At 74.7% G+C, this 15724-nt stretch carries 13 protein-coding genes and 1 pseudogene; 11 read left to right on the top strand and 3 right to left on the bottom strand.

Going from position 1 to position 15724, the window contains the following annotated elements; translation table 11 throughout:
• The first annotated feature begins 105 nt into the window (after window positions 1-105).
• The 3 genes from AC2TEW_RS23380 to AC2TEW_RS23370 all read left to right on the top strand — a co-directional run bounded on the left by AC2TEW_RS23380 (window position 106) and on the right by AC2TEW_RS23370 (window position 3376).
• Window positions 106-909 (top strand): SDR family NAD(P)-dependent oxidoreductase, encoded by an 804-nt coding sequence (locus tag AC2TEW_RS23380; protein WP_484625291.1) that lies wholly within the window; start codon window positions 106-108, stop codon window positions 907-909.
• Between the two features lie 118 nt (window positions 910-1027).
• Entirely contained in the window at window positions 1028-1999 is a 972-nt protein-coding gene (locus tag AC2TEW_RS23375; RefSeq protein ID WP_484625290.1) for a glycoside hydrolase domain-containing protein, read from the top strand.
• A gap of 102 nt (window positions 2000-2101) precedes the next feature.
• Window positions 2102-3376 (top strand): geranylgeranyl reductase family protein, encoded by a 1275-nt coding sequence (locus AC2TEW_RS23370; RefSeq protein ID WP_498041432.1) that lies wholly within the window; start codon window positions 2102-2104, stop codon window positions 3374-3376.
• A 230-nt stretch (window positions 3377-3606) separates the two neighbouring features.
• Here AC2TEW_RS23370 and tnpA read toward each other — a convergent pair whose 3' ends face one another.
• Window positions 3607-4023 carry an IS200/IS605 family transposase gene (tnpA, locus tag AC2TEW_RS23365; RefSeq protein WP_484625288.1) on the bottom strand — a complete coding sequence of 139 codons (417 nt, stop codon included), beginning with the start codon at window positions 4021-4023 and terminating at the stop codon, window positions 3607-3609.
• Between the two features lie 24 nt (window positions 4024-4047).
• Here tnpA and AC2TEW_RS23360 point away from each other — a divergent pair, with 24 nt between their 5' ends.
• Window positions 4048-5271 (top strand): RNA-guided endonuclease InsQ/TnpB family protein, encoded by a 1224-nt coding sequence (locus AC2TEW_RS23360; RefSeq protein ID WP_484625287.1) that lies wholly within the window; start codon window positions 4048-4050, stop codon window positions 5269-5271.
• A 167-nt stretch (window positions 5272-5438) separates the two neighbouring features.
• On the opposite strand, the gene AC2TEW_RS23355 is transcribed toward AC2TEW_RS23360, so the two are convergent.
• Window positions 5439-6824, bottom strand: a complete 1386-nt coding sequence (locus AC2TEW_RS23355; RefSeq protein WP_484625286.1) for a histidine-type phosphatase — start codon at window positions 6822-6824, stop codon at window positions 5439-5441.
• Window positions 6825-7076: 252 nt separating this feature from the next.
• Here AC2TEW_RS23355 and AC2TEW_RS23350 point away from each other — a divergent pair, with 252 nt between their 5' ends.
• Entirely contained in the window at window positions 7077-7415 is a 339-nt protein-coding gene (locus AC2TEW_RS23350) for a hypothetical protein (RefSeq protein WP_484625285.1), read from the top strand.
• Window positions 7416-7477: 62 nt separating this feature from the next.
• Here the strand turns inward: AC2TEW_RS23350 and AC2TEW_RS23345 are convergent, their stop codons facing one another.
• Window positions 7478-8233: a dienelactone hydrolase family protein gene (locus AC2TEW_RS23345; RefSeq protein ID WP_484625284.1), complete on the bottom strand. Its 756-nt coding sequence runs from the start codon at window positions 8231-8233 to the stop codon at window positions 7478-7480.
• A gap of 283 nt (window positions 8234-8516) precedes the next feature.
• On the opposite strand from AC2TEW_RS23345, the gene AC2TEW_RS23340 reads away from it, so the two are divergent.
• The 6 genes and pseudogenes from AC2TEW_RS23340 (at window position 8517) to AC2TEW_RS23315 (ending at window position 15606) form a co-directional block, all read left to right on the top strand.
• Complete coding sequence (locus AC2TEW_RS23340) at window positions 8517-8675, top strand: hypothetical protein (protein WP_484625283.1); 159 nt, start codon at window positions 8517-8519, stop codon at window positions 8673-8675.
• On the top strand, window positions 8672-10411 hold the full coding sequence (locus tag AC2TEW_RS23335) for an IucA/IucC family protein (RefSeq protein WP_484625282.1): 1740 nt from the start codon (window positions 8672-8674) through the stop codon (window positions 10409-10411). The genes AC2TEW_RS23340 and AC2TEW_RS23335 overlap by 4 nt, the downstream gene beginning before the upstream one ends.
• Before the next feature lie 118 nt (window positions 10412-10529).
• Window positions 10530-12266: pseudogene (locus AC2TEW_RS23330) on the top strand (IucA/IucC family protein); the annotation flags it as partial.
• A gap of 103 nt (window positions 12267-12369) precedes the next feature.
• Window positions 12370-13584 (top strand): type III PLP-dependent enzyme, encoded by a 1215-nt coding sequence (locus AC2TEW_RS23325; protein WP_484625281.1) that lies wholly within the window; start codon window positions 12370-12372, stop codon window positions 13582-13584.
• 163 nt (window positions 13585-13747) lie between these two features.
• A complete protein-coding gene (locus tag AC2TEW_RS23320; protein ID WP_484625280.1) occupies window positions 13748-14761 on the top strand; it encodes an ABC transporter ATP-binding protein in 1014 nt (337 codons plus the stop codon).
• Complete coding sequence (locus tag AC2TEW_RS23315; protein WP_484625279.1) at window positions 14758-15606, top strand: ABC transporter permease; 849 nt, start codon at window positions 14758-14760, stop codon at window positions 15604-15606. The genes AC2TEW_RS23320 and AC2TEW_RS23315 overlap by 4 nt, the downstream gene beginning before the upstream one ends.
• The last annotated feature ends 118 nt before the right edge of the window (window positions 15607-15724 follow it).

Here is a 15724-nt window from a genome sequence, read left to right as displayed (position 1 = left end):
AGCGTACCGGCCCGGAACCGCCGTACGGCCGCCGACGGCACAGCAGGTCGGCGCGGCACTATGATCATCTGACTGACAGTCACCCGGACGGAGGCCCGAACCCCCATGGCGGACCAGCGCGTTGTCATCGTCACCGGAGGCGGCACCGGAATCGGCGCCGCCACCGCCAGGCTGTTGCGGGCCGGCGGGCACCAGGTGGTCGTCTCGGGCCGGCGGCCGGAACCGCTGCGGCTCATCGCCGAGGAGACCGGCGCCCTCGCCCACCCGTCCGACACCACCGACCCGGACGGCATCCGGTCGCTGGTCGACGCGACACTCGCCGCCTTCGGGCGGCTCGACGGACTCGTGGTCAACGCCGGCACCGGGCGCGGCGGCGCCGTCGGCGACCTCTCCCCGGAGGACTGGGAGACCGTCATGCGGACCAATGTCACCGGCCCGTTCCTGCTGCTGCGGGCCGCACTGCCGCACCTGCTGGCGGCCCGGGGCGCGGTGGTGGCCGTCGCCTCGGTGTCCGCGCTGCGCAACGGCCCCGGCAACGCCGCGTACGCGACCTCCAAGGCGGCGCTGCTCCAGCTCTGCCGCTCGCTCGCCGTCGACTACGGCCACCGGGGGCTGCGTGCCAACACCGTCTGCCCGAGCTGGGTGCGGACCGAGATGGCCGACCGGCGGATGGCCCGGTTCGCCGACGAGGCCGAGCTGCCCGGCGGCGCCGAGCAGGCCTACGCGGAGGCCACCCGGCTCAGTCCGGTCCGGCGGCCCGGCGAGCCGGAGGAGGTCGCCGAGGCGATCGCCTGGCTGCTGTCACCGGCGGCCGGACTGGTCAACGGCGCCGTGCTGACCGTCGACGGCGGGATCAGCGCCCTCGACCCGGGCACGGCCGCGTTCGACTTCCAGCTGCGCCCGCGCTGACCGGGGGCCAGGGCCCGGCGCCCGGGGGTGGACTGGCCCGGGCCGCCGGACGGGTGATAGGCATGCCCCTTGATCCCGCGACCGCCCGTCGCACCAGCTCCGACCTGCGAGGACCCCCGTGGCCGACGGCCCCCACCACGCCCCGTCCCGGGCCGGCCGGTCCGGAGCCGCGCTCCCTGCCGTGCTGCTGCTGACCGCCGGCCTGCTGCTGGCCGGCTGCGCGGAGCCCGCGGACCGCCCCGGCGCGGCCCCGGCCTCGCCGTCCGACTCCGCCGCCCCGCCCTCCCCGATCCCGTCCGCCTCCGGGTCCGCGGCGGCCCGCCCGAGCGACCCCGTACCCTCCGCACCCTCCGCGTCACCGGCCGGCAATGCCACCGGCACGGCCTTCACCGGCCTCGCCTTCGACACCTGCACCGCACCCCCGCTCGGCACCATGAACGCCTGGCGCGGCACGTCCCCGTACGGCGCCGCCGCCGTCTACATCGGCGGCCGCAACCGCGGCTGCGCGCAGCCGCAGCTCACCCCCGCCTGGGTGAGCGCCGTCAGCGCGTCCGGCTGGCGGCTGATCCCGCTGTACGTCGGCGCCCAGCCGCCCTGCCGGACCGGCAGCAGTCCCGAGAAGATCACCGCGGCGAGCGCCGGGACGCTCGGCGCGGCCGACGGCGCGGACGCCGTGGCCAAGGCGTCCGCCCTCGGGATGCGGCCCGGCAGCACCCTCTACCTCGACGTCGAGGCCTACGACGCGGCCGACACCGCCTGCGCCGCCGCCGTCCTGACGTACACCCGGGCCTTCGACCGGGCGCTGAGCGCGCGCTCCTACCGGCCCGGGTTCTACGGCTTCGCCGGCTCCGGCGCCGCCGCGGTCGCCGCCGCCGTCGCCCAGGGCGGGCCCGACCTGCCGGAGTCGCTCTGGTACGCCGAGTACGACGGCGCCGCCGACACCACCGGCAGCTTCCCGTACGCCGCAGGCCTGTTCACCGGCCACCACCGGGCCCACCAGTACCAGGTCGACCAGCGGGAGACGTACGGCGGCGCCACCCTCACCGTCGACCGCAACGCCTGGGACGCCCCCGTCGCCGTCACCTCCTGACCTCCCCGGCCCGCGCACCGGGGATGAGGGAGTGTCACGAGGGGCAGATGCGGGAAGGGTTTGGTTCAATCGACGCGGATGCCGTCGGCGCGGGAGGATGGTATGGCTGCCGGGGAGGAAGCGCAGGTCATCGTGGTGGGCGCCGGGCCCGCGGGCTCCAGTGCGGCGCTGCACCTGGCGCGGGCCGGGGTGGACGTCCTGCTGCTGGAGAAGGGCGACTTCCCGCGCGAGAAGGTCTGCGGCGACGGGCTGACGCCCCGCGGCGTGCACCAGCTGGTCCGGATGGGGATCGACCTCGACGAACCCGGCTGGATGCGCAACCGCGGGATGCGCTGGATCTGCGGCGGCCACCAGGTCGACATCGACTGGCCCGGCCTCGGCCGCTACCCCGACTTCGGACTCACCCGCACCCGGCACGACTTCGACGACATCCTGGTCCGGCACGCCCGGGCGGCCGGCGCCCGGCTGCGGGTCGGCGTGAAGGTCACCGGCCCCGTCCGGGACCGCGCCGGGCGGATCGTCGGCGTCGAGGCCGTCACCGGCGCGGACCGCGAACCGACCGTCCACCGGGCGCCGCTGGTGATCTCCGCCGAGGGCGCCTCCGCCAGGACCGCCCTCGCGATGGGCCTCGACCGCGACCGGCGCCGGTCCATCGCGACAGCCGCCCGCCGCTACTACCTCAGCCCCACCCGCACCAAGGACGAGTACCTCGAACTCTGGGCCGACCTGCGCTGCTCCCGCACCGGCCGCGACCTGCCCGGCTACGGCTGGATCTTCCCGCTCGGCGATGGCCGCGTCAACGTCGGCCTCGGCGCCCTCCCGCACCGCCGGCACGGCACCGTCGACCTGCGCGCCACCTTCGACCGGTGGCTGGCCCGGCTGCCCGAGGAGTGGGGCCTGCGCGAGGAGAACGCCGACTCCCCGCTGCGCAGCGCCGCCCTGCCGATGGGCTTCAACCGCCATCCGCAGTACGGCCGCGGCCTGCTGCTGGTCGGCGACAGCGGCGGCATGATCAGCCCGTGGAGCGGCGAGGGCATCGCCGAGGCCATGGAGGCCGCCGAGATCGCCGCCGAGACCGTCGCCCTCGCCCTGACCAGGCCCGAGGGCCCGCGCCGGGAGCAGGCCCTGCACCGGTACCCGGCCGAGCTCCGCCGCCGCTGGGGCCGCTACTACCGGCTCGGCAACCTCGCCGCCGACCAGATCTTCGGCCGGGTCGGCTACCGCCCGCTGCTGCACCCCCGGGTGATGGCCAGCCCCGCGCTGGTCAACACGCTCGCCCGGCTGCTCACCCAGCTCACCGACGAACCCTCCAGGGACGCCACCGACCGGGTCCTCACCACCCTGCTGCGGCTGGTCCCCCCGGGCCGCCGCCGCTGACCGGCCCGGCCGGACCGCCCGCCAACTCACCGACCAGCCGGGCGGTGACGGGCACCGGCACGCCGTGCCGGGCGGGGTTCCCGCCCGGCAGAGGTGGGTGCGCCCAGAGATCGGACCGACCGGGGTGACCGACACTCTTGAGCGCAAGCCTCGGCCTTCAGGCCGGGGTTAGCTCATCCTTGGCCCGGAGGCGCGGAGCGTCGTAGCTCTCTGCGCCTCCGTTCTGAGGGTCAGACGGGCCGCTGCTGGTTCTCGATGTACTGGCGGATGATGCTGAGCGGTGCGCCGCCGCAGGACGCGGCGAAGTAGGACGGTGACCACAGGTGGCCGTGCATGATCGCCCGGTTCATCGCACCGGTGTACTCCTGCCGCAGATACCGCGCGGAGACGCCCTTGAGGCTGTTCACCAGCTTGGACACGGCCATCTTCGGCGCGTAGTGCACCAGCAGGTGGACGTGATCCTTCTCGCCGTTGAACTCCTTCAACTCGGCCTCGAAGCTCACGCACACGTCCCGCATGATCTCCTCGCAGCGCGTCAGCATCTCGTCGGTGAAGACGCCGCGCCGGTACTTCGTCACGAAGACCAAGTGCACGTGCATCGCCGTAACCACGTGCCTAACGCGTCGATAGTCTGTCAGTTCACTCATAGACCAAACGATATGATCACTCGTATGCAGCTCCGCTACAACTACCGGGTCTACCCGGACGCCTCTCAGCGCCGTGCGCTGGCCCAGGCGTTCGGGTGCGCCCGCGTGGTCTTCAACGACGGGCTCCGCGCCCGCCAAGAGGCCCACAAGGCGGAGCTGCCGTACATCAAGGACAACGACCTCCAGAAGCAGGTCATCACCGCCGCCAAGCGCACCGACGAACGGGCGTGGCTTGGCGATGTGTCCTCGGTGGCGCTCGTGCAGTCCCTCCGTGATCTGCACACCGCCTACCGGAACTTCTTCTCCTCGGTCACCGGCAAGCGCAAGGGGCCGAAGATCGCACCGCCGCGCTTCAAGTCGAAGCGGGACAACCGGCAGTCGATCCGGCTCACCACCAACGGGTTCTCCCTGCGGGACTCCGGGCGTCTGTACGTGGCCAAGGTCGGAGACCTCGAAGTCCGCTGGTCCCGTCCGCTCCCGGCGACACCGACCAGCGTCACCGTCACCAAGGACGCCTCGGACCGGTACTGGGCCAGCTTCGTCGTGGACACCGACCCGGAGATCCTGCCCGAGCTGGACACCGAGACCGGGATCGACCTCGGACTCACCCACTTCGCGGTGCTCTCCGACGGACGAAAGGTCGACTCCCCGAAGTTCCTACGCCGCGCCGAGAAGAAGCTCAAGCGCATGCAGAAGGCGCTGAGCCGCTGCGAGAAGGGATCGAAGAACCGGGCCAAGTCCCGCAAGAAGGTCGCGCGTCAGCACGCCAAGGTGGCCGACCGCCGCCGGGACTGGCACCACAAGGAATCCACGAAGATCATCCGCGAGAGCCAAGCGGTGTACGTGGAAGACCTCGCGGTGTCCGGCCTCGGACGGACCAGGCTCGCCAAGTCCGTGCAGGACGCCGGATGGTCGGCGTTCGTCACCATGCTGGAGTACAAGGCCGCCAAACACGGCCGGTACTTCGGCAGGATCGGCCGCTTCGAGCCCACCTCTCAGGTGTGCTCGACCTGCGGCATCAAGGACGGCCCCAAGCCCCTCTCGGTCCGCGAGTGGACCTGCGGGGACTGCGGGACCGTCCACGACCGCGACATCAACGCAGCACGCAACATCATGGCCGCCGGACGGGCGGACAGGCTAAACGCCTGTGGAGCGCAGGTAAGACCGGGACTCGTCCCGGCACCGCGCCGTGAAGCAGGAACCCACCGAGACGGTCAGACGACCGTGGTAGGAATCCAGGCCCCCTAGGGCCTGGAGGACGTCAAGGGATTCGAACCCGCGACCTCCCCATGGGCAGTGGAAGTAACCCTGGTCTGCGCACCTGGACGCGTCGCCGACTGTACCTTCACCGCGGAGCCGGCCGGGCGGATTTTCCCGCCCGGCCGGCCGCCCGGCTCCGGTACGCCGGACCGGCGTCAGCCGGCGGGCTGCGGTGCGGGCTGTGCGGTGGTACGCCCGAAGCAGCGCTCCAGCTCGCCCAGGTCGTAGAAGTAGCTGCCCTTGGCGATCGGGCGGCACCCGGGCCTGAAGGCGGTCTGCCGCTCGTTGTAGACCATGCGGACCAGGAACTTGTCGTCCTTGCGGAACAGGTCCCACTGGATGTTGGCGCCCATCGGCGCCACCGTCGCCCCGCGCCACGGGTTGTCCGCGTAGGTGTACGGCTTCGCCGGGTCGGCCTGCCGGGTGCTGTCGGGCAGCTGCATCAGGGCGGCCAGCGGGATGATCTCCTCGGCGTGGGTGAACCGCAGTTCGGCGCCCAGGTCGCTGGTACCCGCCTTCTTCGCCTCGGCCTTGGCGAAGAAGTCGTCGAGCAGCACACCGGCCATCCAGTACGTGATGTCGTCGCCCGCGAAGCCCGGTCCCTTGCTGTAGAACTCCTCGGCGTCGTCGAGGTAGCCGAACCAGGCGGCGTCGCCGGCGTCGAGGTAGTGGCCGAAGTGCCAGTCACCCTCGTCGGCCAGGCTCGGGGTGATGCTCCACAGGCTGTACAGCGCCTCGGCCGCCGCCACCTCGTCGGTGACCCCGAGGCCCCGGTACGCGCCGGCGGCGACGCGGTCGACGAACGGGCGGCCGAACAGCCGCTCCAGCACCCGGCGGGAGACCTGGTGGGTGCGCTCCTGGCCCCGGATCGCCGTCAGGGTGGCGGCGAGCCGCGGGTCGTGGTCGACGTAGTCGCGGTAGTCCTTGTTGGCGGGCGCCTTGTGGAAGTACAGCAGGCCGGTGTCGGTACGGGTGGCCCCGACCGCGGGCGCGAGGCCGGGCTCGGCGGCGACCAGGCCGCCGGTGAACGCCGCGCCGCTGTCGGTCGCGCGCTGCTGCCCGGAGCTCACCACGTCGATCCGCTCGGCGCCGCCGGAGGCCGCGATGGCGTCGAACAGCGCGGGCAGCCGGCGCTCCATCCGCACCGCGGTGTCATGGATCTCGCGCTTGCCGCGGCCGGTCAACTGCCCGTAGCCGACCTGGGCGTTGGCGTCCAGCAGGGCCTGGACGTCCGGGCCGAGGCGACGGCCGACCGGGGTCAGCGCGCCCTCGGTCTGCGCCTGGCGCCACAGGGCGAGCAGCAGCTCCCCGTCCTCGCCGTCGGACAGTGCGCGGGAGCCGTGCCGGGAGGCGTTCTCGGTGAAGACGGGGGAGTAGCCGGCCGGCGGGCGCTGGTAGTCGCGCGGCGACTGCTGCGGACGGTACGGGGTCTTGGTGGTGAGCGCGGTGTCCGGGCCGGCCGCCTGCGCGGGGGCGGCGGCCACGGCGGACAGTACCGCACAGGCGGTCAGGGTAACGGCGGTGGTGGCGGTGCGTCGCATGATTCTCCGTCGGATCGGCCGGTGTCGGAAGCGGCCTCACCCTGGTGCGTACGCGTGGCCGCCGGGTGGTCGGCGGGTGGCCTCCCGTCGACCGGACGGACAACGCCCGGCGTGCGTCCGGCGCGCGATCGGCGTGCGACCGGCGCCCGGTCCGGCGCGCGACGGCGGCCTCGAACTGGCACGCTGTGCCGATTGAGGCCGATCATCCCGTTTGCCGGGTGCGCGGCGGTCCGGCGCGGGATGATCGGCGTTGTGACAGGTACCTGGTGGCAACACCGCCGCGATCAACTGCTGGCCGAGATCGCCCGTGAACTCGCCCCGTGGAGCGAGGACGAGCTGGACGACCCCGGCATCGGCGAGCTGGCCGGTCTGCTGGCCGACGCCGCCCGGCAGTGCACGGCGGACGCCGCCGGGCGCCCGTGGACCGGCGGCTGTGCGGCGCCGCTCGGCCGGGCGGCGGAGGAACTCGCCCTGGCCGACCGGTTCCTGGGCGGTTTCCTGCCGCTGGTCGTCCGCCATCTGCACGCGGCCCTGGGACTGGTCCGCGAGGCCCGCGCGGTCCTGGCCGCCGAACCGGCCGCGCTGAGCTGACCCGGACGGCGGCCGGCCCCGGGAGGACGCCCGCCGGCGGCCCGTGCTCCGCGGGCGGCCGGCTACCGGGCCACCCGCGCGGCCAGTTCGTCCAGGGTCCGGTGCCAGGAGTCCGTTGCCGCCTTCTCGTGGTAGGTGTCCGGCCGCTCGTCGTTGAAGAAGCCGTGCCCGACGCCCTCGTAGGTGATCTGCTCGAACGCCGCGCCCGCCGCGGCCAGGCGCTCACCGACCCGGCGCCACTCCTGCGGCGGCACCACGGGGTCCTCGGCGCCGAGGAAGCCGAGCAGGAAGCCGGTCCGCCCGGCGATCCGGTCCGCCCGGGCGACCGGGGCGACCGGCTCGGCGAGCGGGATCCCGCCGTCCAGCAGCCAGCCGCCGTAGTAGCTCACCACCAGGTCGAACGGCAGCTCGGTGGCGCCGAGCACCGCGAGGTGACCGCCCAGGCCGAAGCCGAGCACCGCGACCCCGCCGGTGCCGGCGCACTCCCCGGCCACCCGCCGGGCGGCCGTCAGGTCCGCCAGCACCTCCTCCCGGCGCAGACCGGTCATCAGCCGGCTGCCCTCGGTGCGGCCCTCCTGGTCGTACCCGAAACCGGCGCGCGGGGTGTCCCGCCAGTAGAAGTCGGGGGCGAGGACGGCGTAGCCCTCGCCCGCCAGCCGGTTGCACACCAACCGCAGGTGGCGGTTGACGCCGAAGAGTTCGCCGGCCACCATCACCGCGCCTCGGGCGGCTCCCTTCCGGGGCACCGCGAGGTACCCCTCGGGTCCTCCGCCGAGCGCGATCCACCGCGCTCCGACCGCCACCTCGGTCACCGACATCCCTCCCGCTCCCGTGCGTGCGCGAGGAGTGTAGCCCGTCTTGACGAACCGTCAGAAAAGTACTTCGGAGCCGCCCGTGGAATCGGCCGGTGGTGCGGAGCCGAATCGAACCTCCGGAACGACCCGTCAGGGATGTTCCGGTGCGGTGACGGTGACATTCCGTCGGCGCGCCGGGCGGATTTGACCTCATTAGGCATGCCTAACCTAATATTCGCAGGTGTTGAGCGTCGGCCGGGCGGCCCCGCCCTGCCCCACCTCGGACCGGAGAGGACCCGGCGCGTCCATGCGGCTGCACCTGCACGTCCCCAGCCCCACCGCCCCGCACCGCCGCGCCCGCCGCGGCCGGCCCGGTACGCTCGGCCGCTCCGGACCCGACCCGTCCGCCCCGCCCCGTACGGGCGCGGCGCCGGGCGCCGCCGACCGCTGGGGGACCGCGCCGTGAGTGTCGAACAGGAACTGACCCTGCGGGTCCTTGCGGCGCTGCTGCGCGAGGACGTCCTCGGCCTGCGCACCCGCAGCACGCCCGAACGCCGCACGGACGGCCGCTGGCTGCGGCTCGACCTCGACGGGGTCACCGTCCGGCTGCCCGTCACCCGGGACGGCTTCCAGTGCGAGGACACCGCCCGGCTGCCGCTGCTCCGGGTCGCCGGGGCCGAACTGACCTCGCCCGCGGCCATCGTGGACGCACTGGGCGAACTCGCCGACCCGCGGGACCGGGACGGCTACCGCGCCTTCGCCGAGGAGTGCCGGCAGACCCTCGCCACCATGGCCCTGCACGCCGCCGCCCGCCCCACGGTCCACGCCGACCTGGCCGCCCGCTACGGCGCCTCCCCGGCCGGCTGGACCGGCCTCGGCCCGGCCCTGGCCCAGGACACCCTGGCCGCCCACCTGGACCACCCCGTGTACCCGACCGCCCGCGGCCGCAGCGGCCTCGGCGAGCGCGAACTGATGCGCTACGCACCGGAGTTCCATCCATCCTTCCTGCTGCGCTGGCTCGCCCTGCCGGCCGCCGCGGCCAACCTCCACGCCTTCGCACCGCTCCCCGCCTGGTGGCCCACCGCCGCCTCGCTCGGCCTGCCGCCGTCCACTGCACCCGAGGTGGTCATCCCCGTCCACCCGCTGACCGCCGACGGCCCGCTGGACCAGGCCCTGCACGCCGCCGGCCTGGACGGCCGGGCCCGGCTCGCCGCCCGCCCCTACCTCGAGGTCCGCCCCACCCTGTCGATGCGGACCGTGGCCGTGGTGCGCGACCCCGCCCACCACCTCAAACTGCCGCTCCCCACCGCCACCCTCGGCCTGCGCAACCGCCGCACCATCAAACCCGGCGTCCTGCCCGACGGCGCCGCCGCCCAGCGCCTGCTGGAGAGCGTCCTCGCCCGCAACCCCCGGTTCGCGGACACCGTCCTGCACGCCGACGAGCAGAGCTATGCGGAGGGCGGCCACGAGCTGCTCGCCGTCCTGCTGCGGCGCTACCCGGCCGGCCTCCGGGACGCCCTGACGGTCCCGCTGGCCGCACTGCTGGCGGACGCCCCGGGCGGACGCCTGGTCGTCGACCACGTCGCCGACCGCTACTACGACGGAGACCCGCTCGCCCTCTACGACGCCCTGCTGACCGCGCTGTTCGACTGGCACACCACGCTCTTCGCGCACGGCATCGCCCTGGAGTCCCACCAGCAGAACACCTCCCTGGTGCTGGACCGGCCGGACGGCCGCACCCGGCTGCGGTTGCTCCTCAAGGACAACGACGGCCTGCGGGTCAACGGCCCGAAGATGGCCGCGGCACTCGGCGAACTCGCCCCGAAACCGGAGGAGTTCGATGACCACCGGCGGATCTTCGGGGACGCCGACCGGCCGCTCACCGACCTGTTCACCACCATCACCGGCCACCTGTGCACCGGCGCGCTCGCCTTCGGCCTGGCCGCGCACGGCCGCGTCCCGGCGGCCACCGCCCTCGGCCTGCTGCGCCGCCGCCTGGAGAGCGCCGTCAACCGGCTCGGACCGGCGGGCGAACCCCTGCGCGCCGCCCTGCTGGACGCCGAACGGCTCCCGGTCAAGGCCATGGTCACCGCGGGGACCCTGCTCAGCAAGGAACGCTCCGGCGCCGCGGACATCAACAAGCACTACACCAGCGGCCCCAACTACCTGCTCCCGGGCCGCCCCGACCGGCGCCGGCCGTGACCGCGGGTGTCGCGCGCACGGGGACGGGTAGCTTCTCCGCCCCGCCGCAGCCGCGGCACCCGGTCCGCCCGCTGTCCGGCCTCACCCGTCCCCGTCCCCGCCAGCGTCGGAGTCACTGATGCCCCAGCCGCACCCCGCACCCAGCGCCCGGCCGGCCCCGGCCGCCCCGCCCGCCCAGCCCGACCACGGCGCCGCACCGGCCACCGGACCACTGCCCGCCGCGCCGCTGCCCACCGCCGAGGAGGCGGTCTGCCACACCCTGCTCAACTGCCTGCTGCGCGAGGTCGCCGCCCCCGAGCAGCAGAGCGACGTCACCGACGGCGCCGTCCGGATCCGGCTCCCGCGCCGCGGCGTCCACCTGCGGGTCAGGCTGCGCCGCGCCTCGCTGCTCGGGGCCCACCGCTTCACCGGCCCGGTCCTCGAGGAGCGGCCCGAGGGCTGGCGCACCCTCGGCTGGCGCGAACTGGCCGAACACGTCCGCGCCGAGCTGACCCTGCGCACCGGCGTCCCCAACGACGAGTTCCTCGACCAGCTCGCCTCCAGCCACCGCGGCGTCCAGGCCGGCCTCGGCGCCCGCCCCGCCGCGGGGGGCGACCGCTACCTGGAGTCCGAGCAGGCCCTGCTGTTCGGCCACCGCTTCCACCCCGCCCCCAAGTCCCGCTCCGCCGAACGCGGCGACTGGCGGGCCTACGCCCCCGAGTCCCGGGCCGCCTTCCAGCTGCGCCACCTCGCCGTCCGCCCCGGCCTGCTGGCCGGCGAGAGCCTCGACCGGGCCGCCACCGACCTGCTGGACGGGCTGCGCCCGGCACCGCACGGCTACCGGACCCTGCCCGTCCACCCCTGGCAGTACGAACTCCTGCGCGACCACCCGCTGCTGCGGCGCGCGCTGGCCCGCGGCGACCTCGTCGACCTCGGCCCCGGCGGCGAGCCGTTCACCGCCACCGCGTCGGTGCGCACCCTGCACGGCGCCGGCGCCTTCCTCAAGTTCAGCCTGAACGTGCGGATCACCAACTGCCTGCGCAAGAACGCCGCCTACGAGCTGACCGGCGCCGTCGCCCTGACCGGGCTGCTCGCCCCCGCCCTCGACGACCTGGCCCGGCGCTTCCCGGACGCCACCGTGCTGCGCGAACCGGCCTTCCGCACCCTCGCCCTGCCCGGCGCCGACGGCCGGCCCGACCTCGCCCTGTACGAGGGCTTCGGGCTGATCGTCCGGGAGGGCGTCGAGCGCGCCCTGCGCCCCGGCGTCACCCCGCTGCTGGCCGCCGCCGTCGCCGACGAGTACCCGACCAGCTCCGCCCACATCTCGCGGCTGCTCGCCGGGGCCGGCCCGCAGGAGGCCCTCGACTGGTGGCGCGGCTACCTGCGGCTGCTGGTACCGCCGGTGCTGGCCGCCTACTTCGACCACGGCGTCGCCCTGGAGCCGCACCTGCAGAACGTCCTGATCGGCGTGGACGCCGCCGGCCGGCCCGCCCAGGTGCTGTTCCGCGACCTCGAGGGCACCAAACTCCTCCCCGACCGGAACGCCGCCCTGCTGGCACGCCTGCCGCCGGAGGTCGCCGGACCCATGACGTACGGCCCGCAGCGCGGCTGGGACCGGGTGGTGTACTGCCTGCTGGTCAACCACGTGGCCGAACTGCTCGCCGCCCTCGCCGACCTCCACCCCACCCTGGAACCGGCCCTGTGGGGCGCCGTCCGCCGGACCCTGCGCGAGCACGCCGACGAGCACGGCTGCCCGCCAAGGCTGCGCGGCCTGCTCGCCGGGGTGCCGCTGCCCGCCAAGGCCAACCTGCTGACCCGCTGGGAGCGCAAGGCCGACCGGGAGGCCGGCTACATCCGGCTGCCCTCCCCGCTGGCGGTCCCCCGGGCGCCGCCCGGCCCGCCACCCGCAGCGCCGGCCCCGCCCGGCTGCCGGACCGCCAGGACCGCCACCCCACCCGCACCCCCGCCCGGAGCACCCGATGACGGCCACCGCCCCCGTCCGCCGCCTCGCCGCCGCACTCGCCCCCGACGACCTCCCCGCGTACCTGTACGACCTGGCGGCGCTGCGCGCCCACGCCACCGCCGTCCGGGCCGCCCTCCCCGCCCGGGTCGAGCTGTACTACGCGGCGAAGGCCAACCCCGAACCACCCGTCCTGGCCGCGCTGCGCGGCACGGTCGACGGCTACGAGGTCGCCAGCGGCGGCGAAGCCGCGCACGTCGCGGCCGCGGTGCCGGGCGCGCGGCTGGCCTTCGGCGGACCCGGCAAGACACCCGCCGAGATCGCCGCCGCCGTCCGGTCCGGGGTGCACCGCTGGCACCTGGAGAGCGAACAGGAACTGCACCTGCTGGCCGACGCGCTCGCCGACCACCCCGGCACCGGGGCCGACGTCCTGCTGCGGGCCAACCTGCCGCTCGACGAGGGCGCACTGGACTCCGTCGCCCTGACGATGGGCGGCCGGCCCACCCCCTTCGGACTGGACCCCGACCGGGTCGAGCACTGCGTCCGGCTGCTCGCCGGCCCGCTCGGGCGCCGGATCCGGCTGCGCGGCATCCACGCCCACCTCGCCAGCGGCCTCGCCGCCGACCGGCAGACCGCCCTGGCCGGGCAGATCGTCGACTGGTCGACCGGCCTGGCCCGGCGGCACGGCCTCGCCCTGGACGAGGTCAACGTCGGCGGCGGCATGGCCGTCGACTACGCCGACCCCGGCGCCCGCTTCGACTGGACCGCCTTCGGCACCGGCCTGGCCGCACTGCTCGACCGCCACCCGGGCCTCACCCTGCGGATCGAGCCCGGCCGCGCCCTCACCGCCTACTGCGGCTGGTACGCCACCCAGGTGCTGGACGTGAAGCACAGCCACGGCGAGGACTTCGCCGTCGTCCGCGGCGGCACCCACCACCTGCGCACCCCGGCCACCCGCGGCCACGACCAGCCGTTCGAGGTGCTGCCGGTCGAGCACTGGCCGCACCCGTGGCCGCGCCCCGCCGCCCGTACCGGCCGCGCCACCCTCGCCGGCCAGCTGTGCACCCCCAAGGACGTCCTGGCGCACCGCGCCCCCGCCCCGGGCCTGCGGGCCGGCGACCGGGTGCTGTTCGCGATGGCCGGCGCGTACGCCTGGAACATTTCGCACCACGACTTCCTGATGCACCCCCGCCCCGGCTTCCACCACCTCGACGAGGTGCCCCCGGGCGGCTGACCGCGCCGCCTCACCGGCCGGGCCGACTGCGCCGGTAGTACCGCGGTACCACCCGTCCGGGCCCCTTCCCGCCCTGGGTACCACGGGTGCGGGCCGGGTCGCGCCTAGCGTGGGCAGCGAGGCGATCCGGGGCGACCGGTGCCCGAGCGTGAGGGAAGAACCGATGATCGAAGCGCACCAGCTGACCAAGCGGTACGGCGAGAAGACGGCGGTCGACCGGCTGGACTTCACCGTCAAGCCGGGCTCCGTGACCGGCTTCCTGGGCCCCAACGGCGCGGGCAAGTCCACCACGATGCGGATGATCGTCGGCCTGGACGCACCCACCGACGGCACGGTCAGCGTCAACGGCCGCCGCTACGCCCAGCACAGCGCCCCGCTGCAGGAGGTCGGCGCACTGCTGGAGGCCAAGTCCATCCACCCCGGCCGCACCGCGTTCAACCACCTGATGGCCCAGGCCCACACCCACGGCATCCCGCGCCGCCGGGTCGACGAGGTGATCGAGCTGACCGGCCTGCAGTCGGTGGCCAGGAAGCGCGCCGGGGCCTTCTCGCTCGGCATGGGCCAGCGGCTCGGCATCGCGGCCGCCCTGCTCGGCGACCCCGCCACGATCATGCTGGACGAGCCCGTCAACGGCCTCGACCCCGAAGGCGTGCGGTGGATCCGCAACCTGCTGGTCGGCCTGGCCGCCGAGGGCCGCACGGTCTTCGTCTCCTCCCACCTGATGAGCGAGATGGCGCTGGTCGCCGACCACCTGATCGTGGTCGGCCGCGGGCGGCTGCTCGCCGACACCACCGTCGAGGAGCTGGTCCGCCAGTCCGGCGGCGACACCGTGAAGGTCGCCAGCTCCGACCCCGGCCGGCTGCGGGAGCTGCTGGCCGCCCCGGGCGTCGGGATCACCGGCCGCAGCGGCTCCGAGGAACTGCTGGTCACCGGCGTCACCGCGCGCGAGATCGGCCTCAAGGCCGCCGAGCACGGCATCGCCCTGTTCGAGCTGAGCTCCCGGCAGGTCTCCCTGGAGGAGGCGTTCATGGAGCTGACCAGGGACGCGGTCGAGTACCACGGCACCACCGGCCCCGGCCTCACCGGCACCGTCGAGCCGATCGGCGGCACCGACCCGGTCAGCGCCACCGGCCCGCTCACCACCACCGGCCCCGACACCCCCGGGAGGGCGGCATGACCACCATCGCCCCGATCCAGACCTCAGGACCGGCCGCCGAAGGCCGCCCCCGTCCGGCCTACCGGGTGACCGGCCGCCGCGTGCTGCGCGCGGAGTGGGCCAAGCTCTGGTCGCTGCGCTCCACCTGGATCACGCTGGGCCTGGCCTTGCTGTTCGTGGTGGCGTTCGGCCTGATCGCCTCGGCCCAGTACAAGTCCCGGATCACCTCCGGCGGCCGGATGGACCACGACTTCGCCGCCGCCAGCGCCGTCCGGCTCTCCCTGTTCGGCACCAACTTCGGGCAGCTCGCGCTCGGCGTCCTCGGCGTCCTGGTCACCGCGGGCGAGTACTCCACCGGGATGATCCGCTCCACCCTCGCCGCGGTCCCCAAGCGGCTGCCGGTGCTGTGGTCCAAGGCAGTCGTCTACGGCCTGGTCGCGCTCGCCGTCGGCACCGCCGGCGCCTTCACCGCCTTCCTGATCGGCAGCCGCATCGTCACCGGCACCCCGGCGGCGCTGACCATCTCCGACCAGGGTGTGGTGCGCAGCCTGCTCGGCGCGGGGCTGTACCTCGGGCTGGTGGGCGTGATCGGGACGGCGTTGGGCGCGCTGCTGCGCTCGGTCGCGGGCGGGATCTCCGTGCTGGTGGCCTCGCTGATGCTGATCCCCGGCCTGGTGAGCCTGCTGCCCACCGCCTGGCAGGACCACCTCGGGCCGTACCTGCCCAGCAACGCGGGCGAGTCGATGTTCACCCTGCACCACGTCGCGAACACCCTGACGCCCGGCACCGGCCTGCTGGTGTTCCTCGGCTGGACCGCGCTGGCGCTGGCCGGAGCCGCCTGGCGGCTCGGCCGCACCGACGCCTGAACCCCGGGAGGCCCGGGCCGGCACCGCCCGAGCCTGCGACGCCTGAGACACTGCCCGGGCGAGGGACCGGTGGCCGGCGGCAGAACCCAAGGCGGCAGCCAACCGCCCCCACCCCCAA

The sequence above is a fragment of the Kitasatospora sp. NEAU-CNBT7 genome (assembly GCF_057220535.1).
Note: the sequence above shows the minus strand (reverse complement) of the source record. Positions and strands in the feature narration are given on the sequence as shown.